The following is a 25,502-nucleotide window of genomic DNA, read 5'->3' on the forward strand; positions in this document are numbered from 1 at the left end:
TTGTTTCGCTCGTGTCTCTTGGTCTCGCTTCGTAGCCATACACGATTCCGGTTGAGTACCCTGCATACTGAGTATGTGGTGAGTAATATCGTTCTTCCGCTCAATTCAAATAACACGCATTTCATCTACGTGTTTGGCAATCAGGCGACAACCGATCAACAACAGATACCGTGGAGATCGTAAGGCTCCAATTCCCGACGGGAACCCAGAAGGGCATCTTATCGGGGACTGCGTTCCTGCAGGGACCTCTCTGCGGTCCAGATAGCTGTTCAATTGACACTGATAAGATTGCGTTACTTGCATGACCGATAGAAACGGCCGATATACGCTACGATTTACCCTGGGCGATTTCGAGAAGGTGAGTAACGTGTAACCGTAACAGGGGGCCGTCTCAGCGTTTTTACGGGAAGTCTACGTATTTTGCGTATCTCAACACACACTGTCGCGGACATTTATTATGGATCACCGAAAATTGATTCAAAGAACGCTGTTACTCCCGGAATACCCAAACAACTACTGACTACCCCGGCGGTAATCAAAGGAAAATTATCTAATCGATTACATAACAAAGTATTAAGTGGCAAGGTGATGTTGATTTGAAATGCTGGCTGACAGCGTAACGCTCCGTCGATACAGCCGGGGGGCTGTGTGAGCACGATTCCAGACGGGTGGACGATGTCGCAGCACACAGGAAGTGGGTAAATATGGGAGTCAAAGACACCGCACAAACGAAAGCAGAACCGAATAATAAACTAAGCGACGAATCTGTCCCATCGCCAAAAGGGAAAGAAAGCAGTGCGGACCAAGCGACGTCACAGGAGCAGGACGACTCAGGTGCATCTCTAGACGTTATTTTTGAAATACTGAAAAATAGCCGCCGCAGAGAGGTCCTCCACTTTCTTCGAGAACGAGGCGAACAGGTCTCTCTTGGAGAACTCGCAGAACACGTCGCGGCCATCGAGAACGAGACCACAACTGATGCGTTGACATCAAGTGAGCGCAAGCGCGTGTATGTAGGACTGTACCAGTGCCATCTCCCGAAGATGGACGACATCGGTGTCGTCGATTTTAACCAAGACCGAGGGCATATAACCCTTACCGAGAAGGCTGACGACTTCGAAAAGTACCTCAACCGCACTGAAGAAGAGGCGGAGGGCCGACAGTGGTATCAGTATTACGCGGCCGTCACGGTGCTCGGTGCGATGGTCCTAGCCGCCTCTGTCGCCTTCTCACTTCCCGGGAGCATAGTTTTAGGTTTGTTCTCCCTGGTAGTGGGTGTTGCAGGCGCATGTTCGGTGTATCACTGGTCAGTTGAGCGCGAAGAGCTGGACAGCGAGTAGCCCGATAAGAACGGTTTGGTTCCGCGCGCAGTTTTTACACAGTACGCGTCACGAGTAGGCTATCCAGAGCGATACACTTCGTCGCCGGCAACATATGTTCGTGCTATCGATGGAACCGGGTCTGGATCGACGATAATCAGATCGGCCCTTGCTCCACACTCCAATCGGCCACGGTCGTACAGGCCGGCAGCGGCAGCTGGTGCAGTAGAGACACGTAACACCCGGTCTTTGAGAGGGTCACCGTTTTCGATGAAAACAGAGCTAAGCAGTGATTGCGGACGAAAGTCGCTACAGAGAATGTCGACAACACCGTCTTTGATTGCCTGAGACGCATCGGGCCCGTCCCACAGACTCCCACCGCGAACCACATTCGGCGCACCCATCGCAACGGCCAAGTTTAACTCGGTTGCACGCTGCGCAACACGGTGGGAGAGCGGATACTCACTTATGTCTACCCCGATAGCAGCGGCGTTGTCCACGCTCGAAACGGTTTCATCGTCGTGTGAGGCGACTGGGATATTTCTATTGCTTGCTAGCTCTGTAATCTCTCGTGCGCGCGAGATTACTTCTGTTTCGGAGACACCATTGCGGCGTGTTTCGAGGGTCTGAAGGCTTGACTCTGAGACCCCGTCCGGAAGATTATAGCGTTGTGTAAGTGTATTTTCGCCAGCGAACTGGCCCGTTCCGGGAATGTGTGAGACAAGGGAGACGAGATCTCCCCCTGATTGGATTTCTTGCGAGACGGCGTCGACAGCCGTTTCGTTGGTGAGTTCACACCGCATATGGAGTCTGTTATCGACCCTGGCGCCGGTTTCGCAGTTGAAATCCCGGATATGCTCGGCCAAGCGACGGGCTAATTCGATACTCCGGTTATCATCTGGGACGTCTTCGAACGCAATGGCATGATACTTTGTCGTAACTCCCGCGCTGGCATTGGCAATATCACATCGGTCCAGAGCGACAGTCGTGTTGACGCGCTCACCAGCTCTCGGAAAGAGGTGCCGTTCGATATCATCACCGTGAAGATCAACCAATCCAGGTAGGACATACTTCCCCGTCGCATCAATGTCCGGGGAGTCATGAGATTCTGCTTCCACCGAGACTATTTTTCCATCAGAGAATACTATTGTCCCGTTCTCAATTTCGCTGGTCGGCGTAACAACAGTTCCTCCCGAGATTAATGTTCGATTTGCATTATTTTTCATTCAGCTTGGCACCCTGTATGATTTTCCAATGTGTTTACAATCGACTTCCCAAAACATGAATATGCGCTTACTACGGCTATGCTACAGTCGGATATAGAGTGCATATTTATGTGTAATTGACAGCCGTAGCTGTTGTGCTTAATGAGATAATGGGAGACGAGGCCGTCAATCGTCACTATCAGTTGCTAAAGACGGACCTAGGACACTCCAACAATTCTCAGGGTTTGAATAGAGCCCCAATCCAGGGGATTTAAACCTTCGCAGTGTTTCAAATAGTACATACAAATATCAGCCTAACTTAATTTCTAAGTTATGATTATATAATACCTTCATAGAGTGGACAATTTGCGGGTAATTCTGGCGGATTCATATCCATTAGGATACACCTACCCACATAATACCGTATTAACTGTTTGAACGAGTGCGTTTGAGCAGTAATATCTTTCTATTTTTTCCATAGTGAGAAAGAGTATAATAGCAATAGCTGAAGAAGAGAGCCAGTAGTAACAAGATTACAGCATAGTACAGTGACATACTCCGGCGACGTCACCCCACCCACCAGCATGGTGTTTGCGTGTTCAGAAACCGAAGTTTTTAGCGTCAAGGTTTAAAACATATTTGTATGAAAGACTGGATTGATACGTATAACGAGCGTGACTGGCAAACCACCACGGACGGAACGGTTCGATACGCGCTGTTAGGACTTGGCTGGTGGACAATCGACCTAGCACTTCCCGCGATTCAGGATTCTGATCTGGGTGAAGTTACAACGCTCGTCAGCAGTTCTTCGGAGAAAGCGAAACGTCTCGCCGACGAGAACGGTGTGGACCACGGGATCAGTTACGAGGAGTTCCACGACGGGGATGCAGCCGACAGGTTTGATGCCATCTACATCGGGACACCGAACGCCTTGCATCTGGAATACGCCGAGACAGCCGCAGAGTTAGACAAAGCGATCCTGTGCGAGAAACCGATGGAGGCAACAGTCGAACGGGCTCAGAAAATGGTTGAGGTCTGTGCGGACGCCGCTGTGCCGTTGATGATTGCCTACCGGATGCAGACTGACCCCGCTGTTAGGCGTGCAAAAGAACTCATCGAAGACGGATTCATCGGTGAGCCAGTATCCGTATACGGAAACAATAGTCAGCCGCTGCTCGAGATGAATCCGGACACGGACCAGTGGCGGCTCGATCCGGAACTCTCAGGTTATGGCACCTCAGTGATGGATTTGGGGATTTACTCGATCAACACGACTCGGTTTCTGCTCGACAGGGAACCACTGGCAGTGCAGTCACAGATGGATTCTCATGGGGAGGCCTTCGTCGACGTACCTGATGAGCGCTCCGGGGCCTTGCTAGCGCTGGAAGACGGTATCAAAATGGTCACGACTGATAGCCAGAACGCTCACAGTGATACGCAACTGAAAATAACTGGGACGGACGGACAGATCGAACTCCGTCCAGCGTTCCATGGGAAAGCAAAACTCCACCTGTCCCGAAACGAGACGACAGTAACTGTCGAACACGAGAGTTTTGACGCGGAGGACGAAATGCGGGAGGAGTTCGATTACTTCGCTGACCGTGTTTTGACTGGTACTGACATTGGCCCGGACGGCCGCCACGGCCTCCAGGATATGCGAATCATCCGGGCAATTCACAAAGCCGCGGAGAGCGGCGACGTCGTCAAATTGTAACTGATTCGTTCGAATTTAGCTGGCCCCATCGCTGTCAGATTGTCTTAGATTTATTCATGTGACGATCACGGCTATCGCGTTATCCCAGTCAAAACGGAGTACAGCGTGATCGCAGTATAATACTCAAGATCAGTGAACAGAAGCGACCCTGACATTGGTTTTACACTCACTGTATTGGGTGATCAATGATCAACGGCGGCAAATGCTATCAGCCGTCCGATTGATTTGTTTGGGTAGACGTGACGAAACCACATTTGAACTGGTCGGCTTTGTCTAGACGCAGAGTAACAGCGAGTTCGTTTCGTTAATGACGCTATAAATCAGCCACTCAGTTAAATTACATATACACCCCGACAAAAGGATACAAGTGGCTGATGGTGCTACAAGACGGTATGATTTCTGAACAATTCGACGCGTTCTTGCTTGACCTCGACGGGGTAGTGTATCTCGGGGACGAGGCCCTACCGGAGGCGGTCGAGTCGGTGAATCGTCTTGATGAGCGGGACAAGGAACTGCGATTCCTGACGAACGACCCACGCTTTCAGCGTGAGACGATCGCGAACAGGCTTCGCAAGCTGGGGATCGACGCGGAAAAAGGCGAGATCATCACGTCAGGCTGGGCGACCGCCCACTACCTCTCCCAACAGGATATGACCACCGCTGCTGTTGTCGGTAGCGGAGGGCTGGAAATCGAACTCCAAGAAGAAGGCATCGAGATCACGGACGACGATCCAAATGCGATGGTCGTCGGCGCGGACGAGAAGACGTCATATCAAGACATCCAGCGGGCGGCGAGACACATCCAGCGGGGAGCGACGTTCGTGGGGACGAACCCGGATGGGTCGTTCCCGACCCCAGACGGGCCTGTACCCGGGGCCGGGGCCATTGTCCGAGCAGTCGAAGCTGCGGCGGGAACAGAGCCAACGGTCGTTGGCAAACCCGAGCCGCTTATGTTCGAGATGGCTCTCGACGGGCTGGCTGACGACGTGCAAGCGGCCGCGATTGGCGATAATCCTGCCACGGACATTCTCGGCGCCCACCGTGCGGGGCTCACCGGGATTCTGGTGGCCGAGGACAAACCGACTGCCGCATCTGCTCGTGATCTTCAGCAACCAGATTTGACGATCTCGTCGCTTGCACACCTCTTCACAGACACAACCGACACATGGGAGGCACCACCCTATTCGTGGCCGGATGAGATACGTCCGGGCGTCGCTGCTGTCGTAGTGAATGACGCAGATGAGGTGCTGTTGCTGAAACGCGCCGACAAAGAGCAGTGGGCGCTCCCGACGGGCACGGTCGAACGGTGCGAACCAGTCGGGGACGCTGTCACACGGGAGGTTGACGAGGAAACGGGACTGCAAATAGCGGTTGAGCGGCTGATAGGCGTCTATTCACACCCGGAACAGCAAGTGTTTTCGTATCCCTCAGGCAAGGCAGTTCACTTCGTCACCAATTGCTTTCGGTGTTCCATCGAGGGGGGTACACCCGAGGCCGACGAAGATGAAGCCCTCGAGGTCGGATTCTTCGACATGAACGATTTACCGTCGGATATCCTTCCGATGCAACCGCAGTGGATAGCCGATGCAAATGACGCAGATGGCTCACCTGCAATTCGATAAATTCACAGGCTGTACCGACTGAAGTTACGGAGCAAGTTCGATATTTCTCAGAGTCGCTCTCAGAACGAGTTCACGGATCTGGGCGAACCACGTCCGTGTCCGAAGCGTGTCGCCGTACCGCTGCTTGAGCGAGAAAACCACAGCCTCGACGAGTGACCGTCGATGATCGGTATCGTCGTCATGGCGAGCGGTACGCGCCATATCTATAGTAGCCATTGAAAATCAATGCACTCCTGATCGCACGACAGCAGTGCGATCAGTGTGTACATCGTTTCAATTGTTACTATAGCGGGGAGAACTCTCGGTGTTTGTTCACTGGCCCAACGTGGGGCTCCAGAAGTTCTTCCGGGATCGTCTCAATCATACCTTCCTCAGCGGTCACCGTCTGTAGCCGGTCGAAGTTCCGATAGATCCCTGCCCTCCGCTACCCAATCCGGAACTAGAAATCATATTAGATGATAGTCGTGCGAAGATTTACAGTGTATCGCACCAGGTATCACTTAAAATGGCTGTGCCTCAGAGCTGAAGCAAGTAGGTGTTATAACATCCGTACAGGTGTTATTATTTGACGCCGGCGAACTCGACAGGCTCTCAGCGGCCGCTGGTATCAAAAAATCGTGTTTTGAATAGCAACTATCTGATTGGATGTCGCGGATATCATATCCGGATTAAAATTGAGTACGTGTTATTATCCAAGAGATATCAGCCACAATGTAGAACAATATAGTCGTAGAAGTACGTTTTCACACTTGTATATTGATCTCAGAGATAAGACCGAGTTTCCTGAGTTACAATCTCGGTTTCGGTGTCTAAATATATTACCGGTACATTCATACTTGTCATATTCGACCAACTGTGAGTGTATAGTAGTATATCTATAGTCAATTGTATCATATAGGTGAGATTCACAGACAACTCCGAAGAATCTGTCATAGAACAAAGTTGGTCGAGATTCACGGCGGTGATAGAGTGGTCAGTCCTTCGTCCTGCAAGCGAAGTACACTGGTTAATCCGAAAGCCATATACGTCACATTAGGCCAACCTAAAACATGGACGAGACAGACGGTACAGGTAGTCTCACCAGACGAGACTACCTCTCCGGCGGTGGTCTGCTGCTCGGCACGTCAATCGTAGCCGGCTGCTCCAGTAACGGTGGGGAACCGCCCAGTACAGCAACAGCGAGTGACAAGGAAACGGGCACATCAACCCCGTCAGATGACGGCTCCTACGTTGCCTCGCTTTCTCCTGTCGGAGAGGTCGAGTTCGACTCCGTACCGGAGAAGGTCTTCACGATGTACAATCAGTATGCAGATATGTTAGTCGCGCTTAACCACGGTGACGCGGTCAATTCGATGTTCGTTCCAGAGATGGCTGGGCCATCGATGAACCACTACTACGAACGGCTCTCTGGTGTCTCTTTTGAGTGGGAGGACCTTCCGAACCCCTACGATAATTTTAGCAAGGAGTTCTTCTACAGCCTCGGTAGCGACGTTCACTTCCTTGACCCCGCATGGGCGATTACCCAGGAGAACTGGGATATGGGCGATATCGAGGAAATTGTCGACAATGTCGGCCCCTTTTTCGGGAATTTCTACAGCGGAACACACGGTGACCCGCAAGAACCCTACAGTGAGAACTACCATTATTACACGCTGTGGGAGCTGTTCGGTCGTGTCGCCACCGTGTTTCAGGAACGAAAGCGTTACGAGCAACTCAGAGCCGTTCATCAAGAACTCATCGAGACCATCCAGACGGAGCTTCCACCCGAAGAAGATCGACCGACCGCGGTTCGGGTTACACTTGGCGACGGCCAATTCTGGACGTATCACCTGAACCGACCGGGGTTCTGGCTCGCGGACACGCGTCCGCTCGCAGCCAACGACGCCTTCGGGGACGAAACGTGGGACGGTCTCTGGGGTTCGGTCGGCTATGAAACGATGCTGGACGCGGACCCTGACGTAATCCTCCATCTCTGGGGGATGACACCGCGCTACGACATGGACGATGTCCGCGAGAGGCTCGCGTCACACAGCGTTGGAAAAGAACTCGCAGCGGTCAAAGACGACCGCGTATACGCACACGGAATGCGATACCACGGCCCGATCATGAATCTTTTCCAGATCGAAATGACCGCGAAACAGCTCTACCCGGATATCTTTGGCGAGTGGCCACCCTACGAGAACGGGGATCACTATCCAGAGATTCCATCGGATGAGCAGCTTTTCAGCCGCGACCGCGTTGCCCAGATCGTTACGGACGGATAGCTTCGGCTGGTTTCAGCAACGCTGTCGCCCGAATGGAGCAAATCGCCCGATCAGTGTGGGATTCACGACAGGATGATGACGTTGCCGACGCCGCGCCGCTTCCGTTCGATGAGGTTCTTGGCTTCGAGCGTATCGAGGGTCCGGCTGACAGTCGCCTTCGAGAACTCCGTTCGATCGACGATTTCGCTCTGTGGAAGGACCCCATCGGCATCAAGCATGATCTCATACACGATCCGTTCGTTGCTCGCGAGGCGACTCGCAGTCTCTTCCCATTCCTGCCGACGGGCTTCGAGTAGGCCCGCTGTCGGTGCGTGGTCATGGTCAGCGTCCGGCGATCGAGTGTCCGGCGAGTCCATAGTAGACCCCGATGCACCCCGATCGACACGGAACAACGCCACGGCACTCGCACCGGAGGCGAACGCAGCCACTGTGAGTACGGCGATATCGACTGTTCGGATGGACGGCCCCGGAGATCCTGATTGGACAGTGGTCTCGCCGATTGTGACTGTGGCTACTGCCGGCGTGATGAGATGGCCGGCCAGCAAAAGCATCAGGGCGGTCGAGATGACGAAGACGCCTGCCGCGACGACCTCGCTACGTTGGAGGGTGTTTTCGATCATTGTTGAGACCAGCGATGTATCCGGACTACTCCGGTACCCCACGGAGTCGGACGAACGCATCTATCCTCTCGTTTCGGATATCGACGACGACACTGTATCGGGTTTCCCGATCAATCGGTTCAACGACAACCAGTACACGGCGATCACTCAGTCGCTGCTCCGTCCGTTCAATGACGACGACCCCTGCAGTCGTGCCGTTCCGAACGGTGAAGGTGGACTCGTTGACTGCGGTGAGATCGTGCCACTGCGCTGTCGGATCTGCACCGACGACCGCGGCTCTCTCGCTAGCTACCCCGCGTGGAACCGGCCGCATCGTGTACACTGCGTCGGCCGGTGATGCAACGGTATCGGCGACCGACCCGTCCGTCGTGATAATCCGCTTGGCTCGCGCTTGCTTTGAGCGGGACAGTTCGGGCGGTTCCCATGGTGTGGCCCGCACAACGGGGCTCCGGTTGATATTCGTAATCTCGATATGGTTGACAGTTCCGATATCCGATATCAGAACCTCAGTAGTTCTGCCGCTCGTTTCGACGAGTGCATCGTCTTCAATAGCGAACTCGTATCCGGTATCAGCTGTCGCCGTGGCGGCGATACCAGTCGCGGTTGCGAAGACGGCGATACTCACACTGAGGACGGTGAGCGAGAGGACCAACACCAGACGGGACCGTCTAACCGACTCCATGTCCGTCGTGACCGGACGTTTTCGTATGAAAGTGCTGGTTTTCAGTAAACTGAAACGAATGGAACAATCTCTGAAACGCGTTTCAGATCCGTTTCACTCCCGTTTCCAACGGGGGTTTACAATGGTTTTCGTATAACTTCCTGATGCCGTGATCGGGCCAGCACTCACAGCGAGCACACCGGCCCACAGCATATGCTCGGCCCGCCACTGCGAACTCGGCCCGCCGCTACGGGCCCGGCTTTACTGTACTGTGCTACCGACCGCGCTCGTGCGTCCTGTCCGATCACCCCCAAGACAATGAAACGAAAACTTCCCCGCCAACGAAGTGATGCAGATGCATCGTGACTACCGACTCGCAGCGTACGCGGTTGCGGTATCGGCCCTCCTGCTCACTGCCAGCGGCGCAGCCGTCGTAGCCGATGGGAGTGCCGGAAATGCCCCATCCGAATCGTCCCCCTCTGAGACCGAATCCAATGAAACTACCGGTAGCATCACAGTTACGAATTCGACGGCGTTCGAGGTGACAACGGTTTCCAACGATAGTGGCACGGTCACGTTCGATCAGGGCGACCGGACCTGTGGTGGCGGGTTCCGTATTGACACCCCGAACCGAACTCGGACTGACATACAGGTCCGCGGTGTCACCGTGACACTTGTCGAACAGCACAGCGGCGAGCCGTTCGACGAAATCGGCCGCGAGCAGTTCGCGTCACTGGTCTGGAAGGAAATATCAGGATACGCGGGGCTCGGCGCGTACGATCACATCGAAGTTCAGGTCAACCAGTACTACGAGACGGTCGCCCGGGACGAACCGTTAGACACCGTCGGCATCCACGCCCGTCCCGTGGACAATTGCCTCCCAGCTGTCGAAGGTGAAGTCGCCCTCAACAGTCAGTCGGTAGCTGTCCGTTCGAGCCACTCGGAGCTCGAAGGCCTCAATCTGAACATTACAGATACGATCGGCGCTCTCAACGAAAGCGAACGGGACTCCATCGACCGGCTCATCGAATCGAACGAACGCACCAGCTACGCCATCCAGACGGAGTTCGACGATCCGGACACGCTGGACGCGACCGTCGTCGAAGCAACAGACGACAGCCAGGTCAAACTCGAACTCACACGGCCAGGCGGCGGTCGCACGGTCGTCGTTCGAATCGATCTCGAATCGGAAACCGTCGAGCGTACCTGGACGAGGGTCGCAGTTGAGCGGATTGACGGTACTGATTCGGTGACAGTCGGTAACCACGGTGAGAATGAAACGACATCGTTCGAAGTGAACTACACTGAAGCTGCGTCGTAAAATCCGAACTGGTCTTCCAAGACACTATTGGGTTTCAGCCACATCGAACCGGAGCGGCAATTACATCGGGGCCGAAGCCCCACCTCAGGTACGTAGTCCGAATCGTACGGTCAAGTCCCCGTAACGACGCAGTAGGTCAGGTCGAGCCAGTCCAGTCGTATCGCATGACGAGGTCGTCCTCGTCGATCTTGCTGGCGAGTTTGTCCACGAGTTCGTCCCGTTCGAGGTCGTCAAACTGCTCCAGTTCGTACGGCTTGACCGTCACCGGCGAGGACTCGCCCTCGGCGATGCGCTCCTGCAGCTTGGCGACGCCGTAGATCAGCGCTTCGGGGCGGGGCGGGGCGGACACCCCGGGACGTGAATGTCAACCGGAATGACTTGCTCCGCACCTTTGATGACGTTGTATCCTTCCTGAAACGGCCCACCGGAAATAGTACACGACCCCATCGAGACGACGAACTTCGGCTCGGGCATCTGGTCGTACACGCGCTTCATCCGCGGCGCGAACTTCGAAACGATGGTCCCCGGGACGATAATCAGATCTGCCTGCCGCGGTGATGCCCGAGGGACTCCGGCAGCAAAGCGGTCGAGGTCGTGTTTCGTAGCGAGAGTGCCCATCATCTCGATGGTACAACAGGCGATGCCGAACTGCAGCACAAACATCGAGGACCCCCGGACCCAGTTCATGAACGCGTCGAATTTGGTCAGGATGAACGGGGACGAACCAAGCACCTCCCGAAGTGTAGAATTAAATCGGGCATCCGTGTTTCTACCACAGCATATCCGTTCATCAGACTGTGCGTCGTCCACATTCCGCCGATCACTGCTCATGAACAGCTACGGATAGATAGTGGGAGCGGATACGCAAACTGTCGTACACACTAGTGTCTTTATGTGGGAGCCGCCACCAGGGCTCGTCCGTGAGATATCTCCGCTTAGAGATCCAGTATGCACCGGAGTATCAGCGTCCGATGCACCGCTTTATGACCGAAAGCGACGCAATCAAACGCGAGTGGCTCGTTACGTGGAAAGTCGGGGTCGAGGACGAGATTGCCTATACGTTGTTTTATATCGTCGGCGATCGCGAACCCTACGAATCGGCGCTTTCTGCGGTCGAAACCATGGAAAGCTACGATATTACACCCGTTCGAGACCAGGCGTTCTACGCGTTCGTCCGTGGCCGGGAGACTGAACAATCACGACAGTTCTACGCGGCGTTCGAACAGCCGACGCTAATGGTGGTCCCACCGGTTGCCTACCGACCGCACGGAGTCGTGTTGTTCGATGTCGTCGGCGAACCCGCCACTCTCGAACAGGTCCGGGATGCACTTCCCGACGGAATCACGGTAAACGTCCAGAAGATCGGCGAATACGATGCCAGCCCTGGAACATTCGCCATCGGCCTCACTTCACGTCAGCGCGAAGCACTCGCCGCAGGACGGGAAGTCGGTTACTACGACGTCCCGCGAAATGGGAGCGTCAAGGACGTCGCCGAGGAGCTCGGTTGTGCTCCGAGTACCGCATCGAATCATCTCAGAAAGGCGCAGGCACGGCTTGTTGAACGCGTATTCAGATGACAGCTAGCGTAGAAGGTATCGATGCACCACGACTGTGTTTGAACCGCTCGAATAGGAGGAAACAGCAGAACAAGATGGAAGGGAACAGCAGAACCCAGCGGGTGGATTGTTGGTTATCGCGATAGCTGGCAGACTGGGCTGTCGCTGAACGTGGGCAAGTAGTATTCAGTGATCGGTTGAGTACAGTAACTGTCGCGGCAGATGGGCAGGAGCGCTGCGACGACTAACGTGACCAATGCGGCGCGAACAGTGAATCCCGGACCAGAAGCAGAACCCGAATCGTTGAGCGGGCAGGATGAAACAGAGAACACCACAGTGTCTGCAGTAACACTTCGTTAGAGGTATTCTAAACCCATATTACTGCGGACATTGTGGCGTCTGACGGGGAGGTCTGGTGCATAATCGTGAATAGACACCACGATGTCCGCTGTTCTATTGGGACAGTTGAGAAATCATGCGCCGATTACTGCGGACATTGTGGTGTTGCTTCGCCTGGGCCACACCACGATGTCCGCTGTTCTAGTGGGGGTGGACACGAGAACAGCGGACACGGCGGTGTGTGCTTGAACAATAGAAGCGCTATAAATTGGCCACAGAGAGTCTGAAGACCGTAAATTAGGCGAGGAATGGGAGAGAACACTCCCACCCCACTTTGTCCGCTGTTCTTCAAAAGAGAGGGAGGGGGGAAGGAAACAGCCTCATTTGATTCGAAGGGTAGTCAATTTAGAACAGCCTGGATACTATCTGAACTTCATCTAGATAGAATCTAGACAGTTTAGATTTTACTTAGTCTCAACTAGATTGTGTCTAGATACTACCCAAATCTTATCTAGACTAGAGATAGCGTCAAGTATTGCTATAGCGTCTTTCTCTATAGCTATTAAACTGCACTACGGTCTAGCTCTCAGCATAGTATTATAAACTTTTCCTTAATGAATAGTTTTTCTGAGTTACCCCCACCTACCGTTTTCTAGTTACTGCGGACATAGTGGGGTGGGAGGGTCCCGCCATTCTTTTATAAGCAATAGAACAGCGGACACTCCGGACACTGCGGACAGGGGTGGTTTTATGTATGTTCCTTCCAATACATCAGGCAACGACTATGGGGATGTTCGAACGCGACACCGAGATCTACTTGGACCGGGATGCCCTCCGGGAAGACTATCAGCCTGAGAACCTCGTCGGGCGTGACACTGAACTAAACCGGTATCGAGCGGCTCTCCAACCCGTAATCAACGGTGAACAGCCCAACAACATCTTCTTGTACGGTAAAACGGGGGTCGGCAAGACTGCTGGTACGCGGTATCTAATTGACCATCTCGAAGAAGACGCAGCGAAATACGAGGATATCGATCTCACGGTAAAGATGCTAAACTGTGATGGCCTCTCCAGTAGTTATCAAATCGCGACCCGACTCGTCAACGAATTCAGGGACGAAACGAGCCAGATCAGTACGACAGGGTATCCTCGTGCAACGGTGTATGACATGCTGTGGACCGAACTCGACTCCTGTGGCGGGACGATCTACATCGTGCTCGACGAAGTCGACCACATCGAAGACGATAGTATTCTTTACCAACTCCCGCGTGCGCGAGCGAACGACAACCTAAGTTCAGCGAAGATCGGTATCATCGGTATCTCGAACGATTTCTCTTTTCGCGATGACCTCTCCCCGAAAGTCAAGAGTTCACTCTGTGAAGAGGAGATCCAGTTCCCCGCATACGACGCGAAGGAGCTGATCCAGATCCTGCAACAGCGCGCTGATGTAGCGTTTCACGACGGCGTCCTCGAAGACGGCGTCATCGAGCTGTGCGCTGCGTACGGAGCGAAAGACGCCGGTGACGCGCGGCAGTCCCTCGACTTGCTCATGAAAACGGGCGACCTGGCCCGCGACAAGGATACGGATACGATTTCGGAAGATCTTGTTAGAGAGGCCCGCGACGTTCTGGAACGTGGCCGGATTCAGGAAGGTATTTCGGGACTGACCCAACACGGTCATCTGGTCGTGTACGCAATGGTTACGCTCGACCAGGAAGGGAAGACGCCGGCCCGGACACGGGATATCAGACCTCGATACACGAACTTCGCCGAAAAGGCAGGGATCGATCCGCTTGTCCCACGCCGGATGCGTGATCACCTCGGCGAGCTGTCGATGTTAGGTATCATCTCGGCAATCGAGCGGAACGAGGGACGACGTGGGGGAACCTATCGCGAGTACTCTCTCGAAATGGACCCGGAGATGATTCTCGCAGCGCTTGAGAAGACTGTCGACGATGTTGGAATCCACAAATCCGTCACTAACCTCGTTGATAGCGAAGCGACGCTTTCGGACTTCCAGTCCACTTAGGAACGGCGGACATGGTGGTGTCGAAACCGATTGATACGTAGCGGTTTTCAGGAGATAGAACAGCGGACATGGTGGTGTTGCCGCCGGTGATTGGAAGCTTCTATCTTCACTTCAAGAGCGTGTAGAACTACGGACACGGTGGTGTCTAATGGTACCGACGCTACCTTTGATGCCATAATCACTACCGCGGAAGCTACCGATATATCTTTTGAGAATCAAATTTGTAGAATATGTTTGCAGCTACCCCCCTCTTTCAGGAGAGCCATACTGGATACTAGTTTTCCGGGTCAAACGATAGCTTGTTCGAAAATCGGGGACTCTCTCGTCCATCACTGGGAACGAATCTCTCATTTAACCTATCTCGTAATCCCCTCCCGGCACAGCCCAATCGGACCGATTATTGTAGACTGTCGTGGTCTGGGCCTCCGGTGGTAAGAAGTATGCAATTCAGGCGGTGGACCTTTTGGGATATATCGACAGTGGAGTGCATATGCAAGGAGGCTACCAACCCAGACGAGATGTCCTGTACCCTCGCGATTAGTTCTTTCTTGCACGGCTGGCGTCAGCGGCCGACAGCTGGATCACACCGTCAGCGCGAACTGTGACGATAATGTTGCGGTATCGAAAGGTGATGTTCTGGCTCGCTGAGCCGATTGACTGGTCTGGCTGTGTACCGAATAGTAGTGTCTCAATGGCATCGACATCGATGTAGTCGTGCAACGGCGACTCACGATATGGTTCTGTTCCCGACTGATCGGCAACGGCCTGAACAATGACCGTAGCAAGCTCCTGGTCGCTGGTTGGATCGTACTGAACTTCAGTTAGAGTGCCGTTCGCTCCCACAAATAGTCCCTCATCCCCATCAGCCTCATCGCTCTGGCTGTCGTCAGTCATCCACCTAGTAAACAACTGGAACGTACATATAATACATGTATGAATATTCGGGCATAATAACTACTCTCTTCAATCCAATCTTGAATGCGCTAATAGCCATTTTGCTGAGCTATACGGTATAGCTATATTACACTGCATTTATCAGTCTATACACACTCAATGAATCCATTCGTGATCAGAGTGAGACATATATGATAACAATTGTCATGAACTGGTCGGTAGTATCTGCCCGTTGAGGATATCCGCCCCCATGCATCAACTACCCAGACGGAAGTTACTCGGAGCCATGTGTTCGGGATTGATCGTACTCGCCGGTTGCAGCGGCGAGCAAAATAGTGGATCAGATGAAACAGAGAGTGGCGGCGGAGCCGAACCGTCGCCTGAACCCGGTGAGACAACCGGTACGGATACATCGGCGGTCAGCGGAGCCGACGACAGGTCAGCACAGTTCGGACAGGTCACGCGGTTCCCAGAATCGTACGCGATGACAGCTACAATGCAGTCCGGAGGGCAGACCGTCGAGATGACTGGTCGTTTCTATCAAGGGGATATGTACTGGTCGTTTGACCAGCAGGGACAACAGATGGAAATGTACCGTATCGGGAACAGCACGTACACCGTTACTGGAGGGCAGTGTCTCCGGGGAACGATGCAACAGGGGATGGACCGTGACGAGGTTGATCCGGGTCAGTTCTCCGACCAGCCGGAGGAAAACCCAGACATCACGCCGGTCGGCCGGGATACCATCGATGGCGAGGAAGTGTTGGTGTATGAACTCTCTCAGGACGGCTCTCAGGAGCCGGTCACATACTACATCCTCGCGGACTCCGGGTACCCGCGACGCATCGAAGCCGAGTCAATGCGGTGGGACTTCCACTCGTGGGGTTCGGTCGAGCCGATCCGGAAACCCGAAGGAGACTGCCAGTCGATGCCCGGCGGCGGCATGACGGCTGACGGGGGCAGCTAATCGCTCAGCAGGACCTGACTTTGACCGGCTATTCAGAAAGTAAACAGTTCTCGACATACCGCCGAAATTCGGCTCTCACATCGTCGATAGTCTCCTCGTCACTGGTAATCCGTTCCGCCTGAATGCCGACTAAAACCGTGTGGAACAGCGCGGCTGTCTGAGATGGGTCTTCGACATCAAATGCGCCTGCATCAACACCCGCCCGGATGACACGGGCGATTTGTTTTCGAATAAAGTCATCACTTCTGCGAAAGAGGCGATTGTAATCGTCGTCGTGTGCCGCTTGCGCTCGCAGTTCAATTACAGCCTGCGAAAACTCGACATCACTGTTGCTGCTGGTGCCAAATATTTCGTCAACGATTATCTCGATATACTCTTCAGGGGACTGGTTGGGCAGTGGGACCTGATTCTCGACCTGTTCCAGCATATAATCTAGGAGGTCTACCAACAACTCGTCCTTATTGTCGTAATGATGGTATATGAGCGATTGGCTCTTCCCAAACTCGTCACCTATCTTTGAAATAGTAAGATCCGCGTACCCGTGCTGACGTAACGCATAGAATGTAGCTTCAAGTATCTCCTCGCGGGTTCCATCCGGGTTCTGGAAAAAGGATATCTCGTTAGTCATCTTTACGTCGACCGTTTCCTGCTTGTCTACTACGGTTCAAATGGCTCACGGTTTCACCACTCTCTGTAGAGTACTAGACCAATCTGGGTTGTATTTTCTATCATTGAACTGAGTAACGGGTACGGTTGTAGATAACTATATGATTGACTATATATTCAATAACCTTAAGCGTATTGTGGTCCGCTGTCTCAACGGAGCGCACTGGACTGTCCTCAAGCTCACTGTACTCGTACATACATTCCTCCGCTGCCTCACCTTCTAACACCCCATAAGATCTGTAGACCCTGTGTTGACATCGGTGGATGGCGAGGTAATGGTGGCTTTGACTGAACACCAGTTTTCCCTCTGGCCCCGAAAGATACGAAAGCACTATATGTGATTGAACGTTTAGTCAACACCACCAAATGGCTACTCACAAACGAAGAATTCCGAGATGGAGTGTCGCTAGCAACGAGACACGGTTTGAACAAATCCTCAAGTAACATGGCCTCTACAAAGTATAAACTGCTACTTCTGGCTGTAATCGGGATTACCGTCACCAGCGGAACGGCAACCGCTGCGGTCGTTGGGAGCCCCGATATTGCGGCAACGCTTGAAGATGATACCGTCGCTCCGGGTGAACAAAAGACCATAGAAATTTCACTGGTCAACAGCGGGGAACTCGATAGTGGCTCCACTCGAAATCCGGCGTTGAACAACGAGGTAACAACGGCAAAGGGGCTTACTGTGTCACTCGGTTCTGGTGACGCACCCATTTCAGTGAAAAATTCGAAACGAAGCCTCGGCACGCTACAGGCGGGGCCGAAGACGACAGTGCCGTTCGAGATCAGCGTGGACGAAGACGCTAGTTCCGGTACGTACGACGCACAACTGAGACTAAACTATAAGCATACAAGCTACATTTCCGAGGGAACAGGGGCACGAGACGAAGACAGAAAAACTCGCACCGTTGATATTGAAATCGACGTCACCGATGATGCCACCTTCAATGTGACTGATATTGACTCCAATGCACGCGTTGCCTCAACAGGTACGGTGGCAGTTAGCGTCGAAAATACCGGAGATAGCGCCGCACGGGATGCCGCGGTAACGCTCCAATCACAGAATCAGGACCTCGCTGTCAGTGGCGGCGATGCCACCTCACGATTCGTTGATGAGTGGGAACCGGGAGAAGTCCGGACGTTCAACTACCGTGTGAGTTCTGCCGAAGCCGCGGAACCGGAGTCGTACGGATTTGAGCTGTCGGTTGCATTTGATAACGAGGATGGCCTCCGGACACAATCCGTGGGACAGTCCGTCGCAGTCACACCTGACCCGGAACAGCAGTTCTCGGTCGTCAATTCAAGCAGTTCTGTCGCCGTTAGTAACACGGGAACGTACGAGGTTCAACTCCGCAACACAGGCCCGTTGACCGTGAATGACTCCTCTGTTACGTTTGTCTCAGAGAACGCGGATATAACGTTTGGAAAGAGCTCCTCAACAACCGCCTATGTGGGGGAATGGGAACCCGGAGCAGTTCGGACTGTTCGCGTCGATACAACAGCGAGTCCTGATGCCGAGGACCGAAGCTACGCGCTGTCGGCTAACGTACAGTATGAGGATCAAGAGGGCGATACCAGTACCTATGACGATGTCCGGCTAAGCCTCAGTCCTGCGCCTGAGCAGAACTTCGACGTGTCTAACGTCGAAACGTCGCTCCAGGCTGGCGAAGACGGCTCACTCAGTGCAACTCTCACAAACACTGGAACGCGTGACGTCGAGAACGTCGTCATCGCATGGGAAAGCCAGCAGTCGACACTGTCGCCAAAAGAATCACAGTACGCTGTTGGAGATCTCGATGCAGGCGAAACGGCCAACTTCAACTTCGGCGTTGACGTGTCCAACAGCGCGGAGGCAGGCGCTCGGCAGTTTGACTTCGGAGTGAGCTACCGCGACGATAACGGCGACAGGGTTGAAGCAGATACACTCGAAGTTCGCTCACAAGTGGCTGGCAGTCAGGACGAATTCGACATCGAAGTGGAAAATTCAACGCTCGGTGTGGGCCAAGACCGGTCAATTACGTTTACAATAACCAACACAAAGAACAAAACACTGACCAGCATTGAGGGGAAGGCGTTCGTCAATGATCCGCTCAGTAGCAGTGACGATGAAACGTTCATCGCTGAACTGGCCCCCGGAGCGTCAGAAACGGTCTCAGTCCAACTCTCGGCGGGCAGCGACGCGCTAGACAAGACCTATCCGCTCAATCTGGACTTCCAGTATGAGACGCCTGACGGCGAAAAACGGGTTTCGGATACCTACAGTCTCCCGATAGAAGTCACGGACCAGTCCGGGGACGGTGGGACGCCACTGTGGCTGGTTGGTGGCATTGGACTCCTTGCCGTTGTTGGCGGCGTCGTCTGGTACAGGCGGCAGTAACCGTCTGAAGCTAACATCTATGTCACAATGCTAGAGTATCAGAAATACATCGACGTATTAGACGATTGGATTGTCAACCGTGACAAGACAGTCGTCGCTGTGTTCATCGTCACAACGCTCGTTCTGTCGGCGGGTTTCGGCATGACTGCGACCGACTCAGGGACATCACAGTTCACTGACGGCGTTCCCGCACAGGAAGCGTTCGACGAGGTCAACGACAACTTCGAGCGCGAACCGTTCGGCGAAGGTACTGGCTCTACGACGCTTATCCAGAAGGACCAGAACGTCCTGTCGAAGCCGGCTATCCTCAACATGCTGAAAGCACAGCACCGGCTCGAACAGCGCGAATCACAGGACGTCGTTGGCACGACGAGTGTCGCACAGGCCGTCGCCCAGACGCTCAACCCGGACGCAGAGACACTGCCCGAACAGATCGATACCGTAGAAGCGGCCTCACAGACGGAGATTAAGTCCGCCACCCGAACCACACTTGAGCGCCAGCCGGCAGTTGCAGGGCTACTCAGCAACGATCTAAACCGAGAGGAGCCGTCGGCATCTGCAACACTGACGACTGTCACACACGAGGTTTCAGGTGTCTCAAGCAGTGCTGGGACAGAGGGGTCATCACCACTGACGCCCATTCAGCAGGAAGCGGAGTTCATTGTCAGCTCGGTTGACGGTGATATCTCTGTCTTCGGCAGTGGACTCATCTCCGCAGAGCTGAACAGTGTTATCTCCGATTCGTTGGGACTCGTCGTCCCAGCCGCTGTTGTCCTGATTCTGTTCTTCCTTATTATCGCATACAGGGATCCGTTTGATCTGCTGATTGGCCTCGTCTCCCTTGCGATGGCGATTATCTGGACATTCGGGTTCATGGGATGGGCCAGTATCCCCTTCACGCAGATGCTGATCACGGTCCCGCCGTTGCTCCTTGCCATCGGGATTGACTTCGGGATTCACGCTGTGAACCGATACCGCGAAGAACGGATCGAGGACGTCGAACCAACACCCGCGATGCGGACCGCAACTGACCAGTTGCTCCCAGCGTTCTTTATTGTGACAGGAACGACAGTGCTGGGATTCGCCGCAAACGGGACTAGCCAGCTCGGTCCGATCCGTGACCTCGGGTTCGTGGCCAGCGTCGGGATCATATTCACCTTCCTCATTTTCGGTATCTTCCTCCCGTCGTTCAAGCACTTCATGGACCGGCAGCGTGTGCGATACGACCTCCCCGAATTCAGTATCGCGCCGATCGGCTCTGAGGACTCCGCAGTCGGCAAGTCGCTAACTGTCGGCGTGACAATCGCCCGCCGAGCCCCGTACATATTCTTTGCCCTCGTCCTGGTGTCTACGGCGGCCATGGGGGCGTATGGAACTGGGATTGATACCCGGTTCACCACTGAAGACTTCCTCCCACCGGAGGAGAACCCCGGATACGTCGAGGTTCTGCCGGAAGCTGTGGCTCCGAGCGAGTACACAGTCACGAAGCAGATAAATTACCTTGAAGACACGTTCGAGAGCGGTGAGAGTGACACCGTAACGATATACGTCGAAGGGTCGTTACAGGACGGAACGGCGCTCGAGGAGATCCACCGGGCGAACCAGGACCCACCCGACTCCTTCGTTACAGCCGGCGGGAGTGCAGATACCACAAGCATACTTACGGTGATTAACCGCTACAAGCGTGCTTCACCCGAGTTCCGCCAGCTCGTCGAACAGAACGATCAAAACGGTAACGGTGTCCCCGACCAGAATCTCCCGACCATCTACAACGCGCTGTATGATTCGCCGTACGGCGACCGGGCGGAGTCGTACATGACTGATGACTACGCGCGAACGCGCATCGTGTATTCCGTCGAGTCTGATGCGAGTCAGCAGGAAGTGACAGATGATACGAGAGCCGTTGCGGATGAGTTCCGGATGGAAGCGACCGCAACCGGCAGTGTTGTGGTATTGAAAGCTGTCTCGGACGTAATCGCTGAATCTGCGTACATAAGTCTGGCTCTCGCAATTCTCGCGTCTGCAGCGTTCCTGTTTTTCGCCTACTGGCTACTTGAACGGCGTCCCGGGCTGGGCGCTGCGAACCTCGTGCCGATACTGCTCACTATTGCCGCCTTGGCCGCGACAATGCGGTATCTGGATATCCCGTTCAACGTCCTCACCGGAACGACGTTATCAATCGGAATCGGGCTTGGTATCGATTACTCCGCTCACCTCGTGCATCGGTTCTCGGAGGAGTACCGTGGCGATACTGGCTTGCTCGAAGCACTCGACATTAGTGTCCGGGGAACAGGTGGTGCGCTGGCGGGTAGTATGGTCACCACCACATCTGGAACCGGCGTGCTCGTCCTCGCGGTTGTCCCGATCTTGGGCCAGTTTGGATTGTTAATTGCAGTCAGCGTTCTCTATTCGTTCGTGGCGTCCATACTGGTCCTCCCGACGTCAATCGTCATCTGGGACCACGGTCGCGGAACGCTTGAGACACTGCTCTCATCGCGCTCGACACGGAGTGTGAACTAATGCGGCCCGCTCGTTTCGGTTTCCGCCCACCTGTGGCACATGATGAGCAAATTGAGCGGCTTGAGAAAGATCGCTCCGAGGCAGAGCCTGAGGAATTGGCACCGTGCTGTCAAGCTATCTACGATCAGAGCGGAGGACTGTCTGTATGACTACAGATGGTGACGCTCTGGGTGCAACTGAAAAAGAGATTATGCACGCAACCCATCGAGCGCTGGTAAACAGTGGATACGCTGAACTCTCCATCTCGCTTATTGCAGACGAACTCGACAAGGCCAAATCGACGATATACCACTATTACGACTCGAAAGACGACCTGCTAATCCGGTTTCTCAGATTCACTGTTGACCGATTCGAGGCGACAATCAACACGACCATCGGTGACCACCCGAAAGAGGACCTCCATCACATCATTACGACACTCCTCCCGTGCCAGCTAACCGAGGAGAAACGGCAGCTTCACAGCGTTTTAGTTACGCTCTCCCCGCAAGCGCTGGATCAGGAGGTGTTTCGCGAACAGTTCACCGAGATTGATATTCGACTTACTGCAATCATCGAGAAAACTGTTCGTCGAGGGATAGAGGCTGATGTGTTTCGCGATGTGGATCCGACACACATGGCCGAGCACATTCTAGCAATGATTAAAGGAACGATGTATAGCCGCCTCACGACCAATCGCGAAGCCGCAACAGGAGCAGCGAAAGCCTCCCTATTTTCGTATATCGATTCGCATTTGATTTCGTAGCGCCTGTCGCCATGGTCGTCGCCGAATTTCCTCTCTCACACGGCTTGGACCAAGCCGGTCAATAGCTCTTTCCGGCGGAGTGCGGAGCACAGAAACGTACCCCGGGCTGCTATAGTACAATTGAAACGAGTTACACACTGATCGGACTGCCGTCGTGCGATCAGGTATGCATTGATTTTCAATGGTTACTATAGTTCTCCGATACTGTGCTTAGATCGGCAACGCAAGGCGGCGGGACCGATTACCACCCTCTGTTGTACTGCAGTCAGTAGCCGAGGTGCTCGCGGATGAGCACAACGGTAGTGCGATCCTCTTCGAGCTCCTGGCGGAGGATGAGCTGTTTGGCAATCGCGGAGTCGACGCCGTAGGCCTCCTTCGCGCGCTCGTTTTCGAGTGGGTACGCGACGTTTTCCAGTCGGTCGAGCGCGTCTTCGAGTGTCGGCACGATCTTGTTCACGCCGCTGACGATGACCACGTTACTGGCAGCGAACGGATACGCACCGATACGGCTCCCCGAGCGGTCTGCCGCGACGAGTTCGCCGGTCTGGGAAATACCGTTGATGCCACCGAGGAAGTAGTCGGCCGTTTGCGACTTCCGGCGGGCGGCCTGCCGCTCTGCGTCGTCGTCGATACTCCAGATCTCGTCGGGGAGGCTCTCCCACTCGTGGTCCCCGTCACTCAGGTACTCGACGAACCCGATCTCTTCGAGCGTCGTCGAGTGGCCGTTCATCACAGACGCCTCTGTAGGGATGAGTGACTGAAGTTCTGCGAGCGCATCATCAGTCGAGTCAACGACGATGACATCGAACCCGTTTGCCTCGAGGTTCTCGACGGTCTGCTCAATGGTCTCTTCCGAGGCCAGTTCGTCCAGTGATTCGTCAATATCGGCGTCGTCTGCGTACTCTGATTTCTGTTGAGACATATTGTTTCGCGGTAGGTGTATCAGCGTCAACATGAAGGCGTAGCTAGTACAAAAGTGCTCGCGGACACCGATGTCTGGTAGTTACATCGGTGATACCCCGATCACCTGACTGGGTGTGACACACGGCTGTACTTTGTCCGGAAACAGCACGAGGTCTCTGATTGCTGACTGCGATATCAAATGCTGAAAACCGGGGGGTAGCATATATTGCCCTCCATTCATCATGTTATGCTATCAATGCAAATGGCTCGTAAGGAAACTACAGACACTATTGGGACACCCTCGAAAATGGTACTGTTCTGTCCGGACTGTGATTTTGAGAGTGGTATGATCGGGGGCGACTGGGACGTTTCGAGCACCGGATATGCGACAAGCTATCACTGCCCGCAGTGCCAGCACTCGTTCAGCGTTTCCAATCGCCGGTGACGCCTGAGCAGTACGGGCGACGCATAGCGGCTCGATATTTCACGGTCTGAACATCGTACACACCGTGTTACGTCGAAAGGGAGGAATCACTAATCTGTTTTAGGCCCACCTGAAAAGCGATGACACGTAGACGCGAAGTACTTGCAGGTAGTGTTGGATTGGTGGCTTCCCTCGCCGGTTGTTCCAGCGGGAGCTCCGATGATGGAGGAACCACCGGGGATGGGGCCGCGAGTGCCCAAACAGACCAGGCCGAAGCCACGGCAGATACCGAGCAATCGACTCCGGAAAATTCAACGCCGTACACCGTCGAAATTGAGCCCCACGGCGAGTTCACGTTCGAAGAAATTCCCGAGTCGTACTCGGTCATTCCCAGTGTCTACCTCGATATCGGGATGGCGCTCGGCATCCAGCCTACCGCCGCGACCGACATGGCACGGGCGCCACGGAAGTTCTACGACATCCTCCCCGACGTTACGTTCAACGAGGACGACATCATGGCGCTGGCGGCCGGCTCCGAGTCCGGCTACGACAAGGAGAACTTCTACGCTGCCGGCCCCGCTGTCAATCTCATCGACCCTCGGGGATTACGACGTTTCACCGACTGGGCGGACTCCGATATTCAGGAGATCGAGGAGGCCACCGGTCCGTTCGTCGCCTCCTCGATCCGCTTCGGCCCCGAACATCCCTTTGGGTACGAGCAGGAAACCTACCACGAACTCTACGACGTTTTCGAGAAGATGGCGGCGGTCTTCCAGCGCCAGGCCCGGTACCGGGCCTGGGAGTCGCTGCACGACGAGTTCATGGCGAACATCAGGTCTGATCTCCCCCCTGAAGACGAACGCCCCTCCGTCATTGCGGTGTGGCGCGGCGTAGACCCGACTTCCGGCCAGTTCTATCTCTCTGATATCCACAAATACCACAATCAGACCAAGCCCCTCTCACGGCTCGGGCTCAGGGACGGTTACGATGCTGAGATCCCTGGCGGTGGTACCGTCGGTTACGAGGAACTCCTCAACCACGATCCAGATTACATCGCTGCCGTGGGCCGGCTCACAACCGCAACTCACGACGAGTTCGTGACCAACGTCGTCGAGCCGTTCGAAAACAACCCGAACGGTCAGGACCTCACCGCCGTTCAGGAAGGTAACATCATCCGAATCGGCGGCCAATACCAGGGTCCTATCGTCGATCTTTTCGCCACGGAGGCCGCCGCCAAGCAAGTCTGGCCCGATCGCTTCGGCGAGTGGCCAGGTCCTGTCCGCGACGTCCCTGACGAAGAGAAACTGTTCGATCGCCAGGCGGTCAGTGACATCATCAACGGAAACATCTAACGCG

At 54.4% G+C, this 25,502-nt stretch carries 18 protein-coding genes and 2 pseudogenes; 12 read left to right on the top strand and 8 right to left on the bottom strand.

The genetic code is table 11. From position 1 onward, the window contains the following. Positions 1-704 precede the first annotated feature (704 nt). Positions 705-1,340 carry a hypothetical protein gene (locus tag AV929_RS19435; protein WP_050038388.1) on the top strand — a complete coding sequence of 212 codons (636 nt, stop codon included), beginning with the start codon at positions 705-707 and terminating at the stop codon, positions 1,338-1,340. A gap of 59 nt (positions 1,341-1,399) precedes the next feature. Here the strand turns inward: AV929_RS19435 and AV929_RS21565 are convergent, their stop codons facing one another. Further along, positions 1,400-2,545 (bottom strand): alpha-D-ribose 1-methylphosphonate 5-triphosphate diphosphatase, encoded by a 1,146-nt coding sequence (locus tag AV929_RS21565; RefSeq protein WP_079980864.1) that lies wholly within the window; start codon positions 2,543-2,545, stop codon positions 1,400-1,402. 622 nt (positions 2,546-3,167) lie between these two features. Between AV929_RS21565 and gfo6 the strand changes: the two genes are divergently transcribed. Both gfo6 and AV929_RS19445 read left to right on the top strand, forming a co-directional pair. Beyond that, complete coding sequence (gene gfo6 / locus AV929_RS19440; protein ID WP_014031334.1) at positions 3,168-4,238, top strand: D-xylose 1-dehydrogenase Gfo6; 1,071 nt, start codon at positions 3,168-3,170, stop codon at positions 4,236-4,238. 392 nt (positions 4,239-4,630) lie between these two features. Then, positions 4,631-5,860 (top strand): HAD-IIA family hydrolase, encoded by a 1,230-nt coding sequence (locus AV929_RS19445; RefSeq protein WP_014031335.1) that lies wholly within the window; start codon positions 4,631-4,633, stop codon positions 5,858-5,860. Positions 5,861-5,884: 24 nt separating this feature from the next. Here AV929_RS19445 and AV929_RS22700 read toward each other — a convergent pair. Further along, a pseudogene (locus AV929_RS22700) lies at positions 5,885-6,067 on the bottom strand (IS5/IS1182 family transposase); the annotation flags it as partial. Between the two features lie 842 nt (positions 6,068-6,909). Here AV929_RS22700 and AV929_RS19450 point away from each other — a divergent pair. After that, positions 6,910-8,124, top strand: coding sequence for an ABC transporter substrate-binding protein (locus tag AV929_RS19450; RefSeq protein WP_014031337.1), 1,215 nt, complete (start codon positions 6,910-6,912; stop codon positions 8,122-8,124). A gap of 62 nt (positions 8,125-8,186) precedes the next feature. Here the strand turns inward: AV929_RS19450 and AV929_RS19455 are convergent, their stop codons facing one another. After that, positions 8,187-8,744 carry a MarR family transcriptional regulator gene (locus AV929_RS19455; RefSeq protein ID WP_044952853.1) on the bottom strand — a complete coding sequence of 186 codons (558 nt, stop codon included), beginning with the start codon at positions 8,742-8,744 and terminating at the stop codon, positions 8,187-8,189. Between the two features lie 25 nt (positions 8,745-8,769). Beyond that, positions 8,770-9,426, bottom strand: coding sequence for a hypothetical protein (locus AV929_RS19460; protein ID WP_014031339.1), 657 nt, complete (start codon positions 9,424-9,426; stop codon positions 8,770-8,772). A gap of 328 nt (positions 9,427-9,754) precedes the next feature. Here AV929_RS19460 and AV929_RS19465 point away from each other — a divergent pair, with 328 nt between their 5' ends. Next, the gene (locus AV929_RS19465; protein WP_023843024.1) at positions 9,755-10,726 is read left to right on the top strand and encodes a hypothetical protein; all 972 of its coding nucleotides are present in this window, start codon (positions 9,755-9,757) and stop codon (positions 10,724-10,726) included. Positions 10,727-10,862: 136 nt separating this feature from the next. Here the strand turns inward: AV929_RS19465 and AV929_RS19470 are convergent. Then, positions 10,863-11,557, bottom strand: a pseudogene (locus AV929_RS19470) (NADH-quinone oxidoreductase subunit B). 152 nt (positions 11,558-11,709) lie between these two features. Between AV929_RS19470 and AV929_RS19475 the strand changes: the two are divergent. Both AV929_RS19475 and AV929_RS19480 read left to right on the top strand, forming a co-directional pair. Further along, positions 11,710-12,303 (top strand): helix-turn-helix domain-containing protein, encoded by a 594-nt coding sequence (locus AV929_RS19475; protein WP_080510114.1) that lies wholly within the window; start codon positions 11,710-11,712, stop codon positions 12,301-12,303. A gap of 1,102 nt (positions 12,304-13,405) precedes the next feature. After that, on the top strand, positions 13,406-14,650 hold the full coding sequence (locus tag AV929_RS19480) for a Cdc6/Cdc18 family protein (RefSeq protein ID WP_004594978.1): 1,245 nt from the start codon (positions 13,406-13,408) through the stop codon (positions 14,648-14,650). Between the two features lie 537 nt (positions 14,651-15,187). Here AV929_RS19480 and AV929_RS19485 read toward each other — a convergent pair. Beyond that, positions 15,188-15,544, bottom strand: a complete 357-nt coding sequence (locus tag AV929_RS19485) for a HalOD1 output domain-containing protein (protein WP_014030998.1) — start codon at positions 15,542-15,544, stop codon at positions 15,188-15,190. A 496-nt stretch (positions 15,545-16,040) separates the two neighbouring features. On the opposite strand from AV929_RS19485, the gene AV929_RS19490 reads away from it, so the two are divergent. Further along, the gene (locus AV929_RS19490) at positions 16,041-16,511 is read left to right on the top strand and encodes a hypothetical protein (protein WP_225308151.1); all 471 of its coding nucleotides are present in this window, start codon (positions 16,041-16,043) and stop codon (positions 16,509-16,511) included. A gap of 28 nt (positions 16,512-16,539) precedes the next feature. Here the strand turns inward: AV929_RS19490 and AV929_RS19495 are convergent, their stop codons facing one another. Further along, the gene (locus AV929_RS19495; RefSeq protein ID WP_008311719.1) at positions 16,540-17,139 is read right to left on the bottom strand and encodes a TetR/AcrR family transcriptional regulator; all 600 of its coding nucleotides are present in this window, start codon (positions 17,137-17,139) and stop codon (positions 16,540-16,542) included. Between the two features lie 483 nt (positions 17,140-17,622). On the opposite strand from AV929_RS19495, the gene AV929_RS19500 reads away from it, so the two are divergent. From AV929_RS19500 to AV929_RS19510, 3 genes are all read left to right on the top strand, one after another. Next, positions 17,623-19,557 (top strand): COG1361 S-layer family protein, encoded by a 1,935-nt coding sequence (locus tag AV929_RS19500; protein WP_014031001.1) that lies wholly within the window; start codon positions 17,623-17,625, stop codon positions 19,555-19,557. Positions 19,558-19,584: 27 nt separating this feature from the next. Then, positions 19,585-22,077: an RND family transporter gene (locus tag AV929_RS19505; RefSeq protein WP_014031002.1), complete on the top strand. Its 2,493-nt coding sequence runs from the start codon at positions 19,585-19,587 to the stop codon at positions 22,075-22,077. A gap of 145 nt (positions 22,078-22,222) precedes the next feature. Beyond that, a complete protein-coding gene (locus AV929_RS19510; RefSeq protein WP_014031003.1) occupies positions 22,223-22,819 on the top strand; it encodes a TetR/AcrR family transcriptional regulator in 597 nt (198 codons plus the stop codon). 265 nt (positions 22,820-23,084) lie between these two features. Here AV929_RS19510 and AV929_RS19515 read toward each other — a convergent pair whose 3' ends face one another. Beyond that, positions 23,085-23,741: a lactate utilization protein gene (locus AV929_RS19515; protein ID WP_008311726.1), complete on the bottom strand. Its 657-nt coding sequence runs from the start codon at positions 23,739-23,741 to the stop codon at positions 23,085-23,087. Positions 23,742-24,286: 545 nt separating this feature from the next. On the opposite strand from AV929_RS19515, the gene AV929_RS19520 reads away from it, so the two are divergent. After that, positions 24,287-25,498, top strand: a complete 1,212-nt coding sequence (locus tag AV929_RS19520) for an ABC transporter substrate-binding protein (protein WP_050038386.1) — start codon at positions 24,287-24,289, stop codon at positions 25,496-25,498. Positions 25,499-25,502: the final 4 nt, after the last annotated feature.

Origin of the sequence: Haloarcula sp. K1, assembly GCF_001647155.1 — an archaeon.
Lineage (GTDB): Archaea > Halobacteriota > Halobacteria > Halobacteriales > Haloarculaceae > Haloarcula > Haloarcula hispanica.

Bases quoted from the DNA above. Each gene is read 5' to 3' on its own strand.
- AV929_RS19435 (WP_050038388.1), top strand. From the start codon at position 705: ATGGGAGTCAAAGACACCGCACAAACGAAAGCAGAACCGAATAATAAA.
- AV929_RS21565 (WP_079980864.1), bottom strand. From the start codon at position 2,545: ATGAAAAATAATGCAAATCGAACATTAATCTCGGGAGGAACTGTTGTT.
- gfo6 (WP_014031334.1), top strand. From the start codon at position 3,168: ATGAAAGACTGGATTGATACGTATAACGAGCGTGACTGGCAAACCACC.
- AV929_RS19445 (WP_014031335.1), top strand. From the start codon at position 4,631: ATGATTTCTGAACAATTCGACGCGTTCTTGCTTGACCTCGACGGGGTA.
- AV929_RS19450 (WP_014031337.1), top strand. From the start codon at position 6,910: ATGGACGAGACAGACGGTACAGGTAGTCTCACCAGACGAGACTACCTC.
- AV929_RS19455 (WP_044952853.1), bottom strand. From the start codon at position 8,744: ATGATCGAAAACACCCTCCAACGTAGCGAGGTCGTCGCGGCAGGCGTC.
- AV929_RS19460 (WP_014031339.1), bottom strand. From the start codon at position 9,426: ATGGAGTCGGTTAGACGGTCCCGTCTGGTGTTGGTCCTCTCGCTCACC.
- AV929_RS19465 (WP_023843024.1), top strand. From the start codon at position 9,755: ATGCAGATGCATCGTGACTACCGACTCGCAGCGTACGCGGTTGCGGTA.
- AV929_RS19475 (WP_080510114.1), top strand. From the start codon at position 11,710: ATGACCGAAAGCGACGCAATCAAACGCGAGTGGCTCGTTACGTGGAAA.
- AV929_RS19480 (WP_004594978.1), top strand. From the start codon at position 13,406: ATGGGGATGTTCGAACGCGACACCGAGATCTACTTGGACCGGGATGCC.
- AV929_RS19485 (WP_014030998.1), bottom strand. From the start codon at position 15,544: ATGACTGACGACAGCCAGAGCGATGAGGCTGATGGGGATGAGGGACTA.
- AV929_RS19490 (WP_225308151.1), top strand. From the start codon at position 16,041: ATGCAGTCCGGAGGGCAGACCGTCGAGATGACTGGTCGTTTCTATCAA.
- AV929_RS19495 (WP_008311719.1), bottom strand. From the start codon at position 17,139: ATGACTAACGAGATATCCTTTTTCCAGAACCCGGATGGAACCCGCGAG.
- AV929_RS19500 (WP_014031001.1), top strand. From the start codon at position 17,623: ATGGCCTCTACAAAGTATAAACTGCTACTTCTGGCTGTAATCGGGATT.
- AV929_RS19505 (WP_014031002.1), top strand. From the start codon at position 19,585: ATGCTAGAGTATCAGAAATACATCGACGTATTAGACGATTGGATTGTC.
- AV929_RS19510 (WP_014031003.1), top strand. From the start codon at position 22,223: ATGACTACAGATGGTGACGCTCTGGGTGCAACTGAAAAAGAGATTATG.
- AV929_RS19515 (WP_008311726.1), bottom strand. From the start codon at position 23,741: ATGTCTCAACAGAAATCAGAGTACGCAGACGACGCCGATATTGACGAA.
- AV929_RS19520 (WP_050038386.1), top strand. From the start codon at position 24,287: ATGACACGTAGACGCGAAGTACTTGCAGGTAGTGTTGGATTGGTGGCT.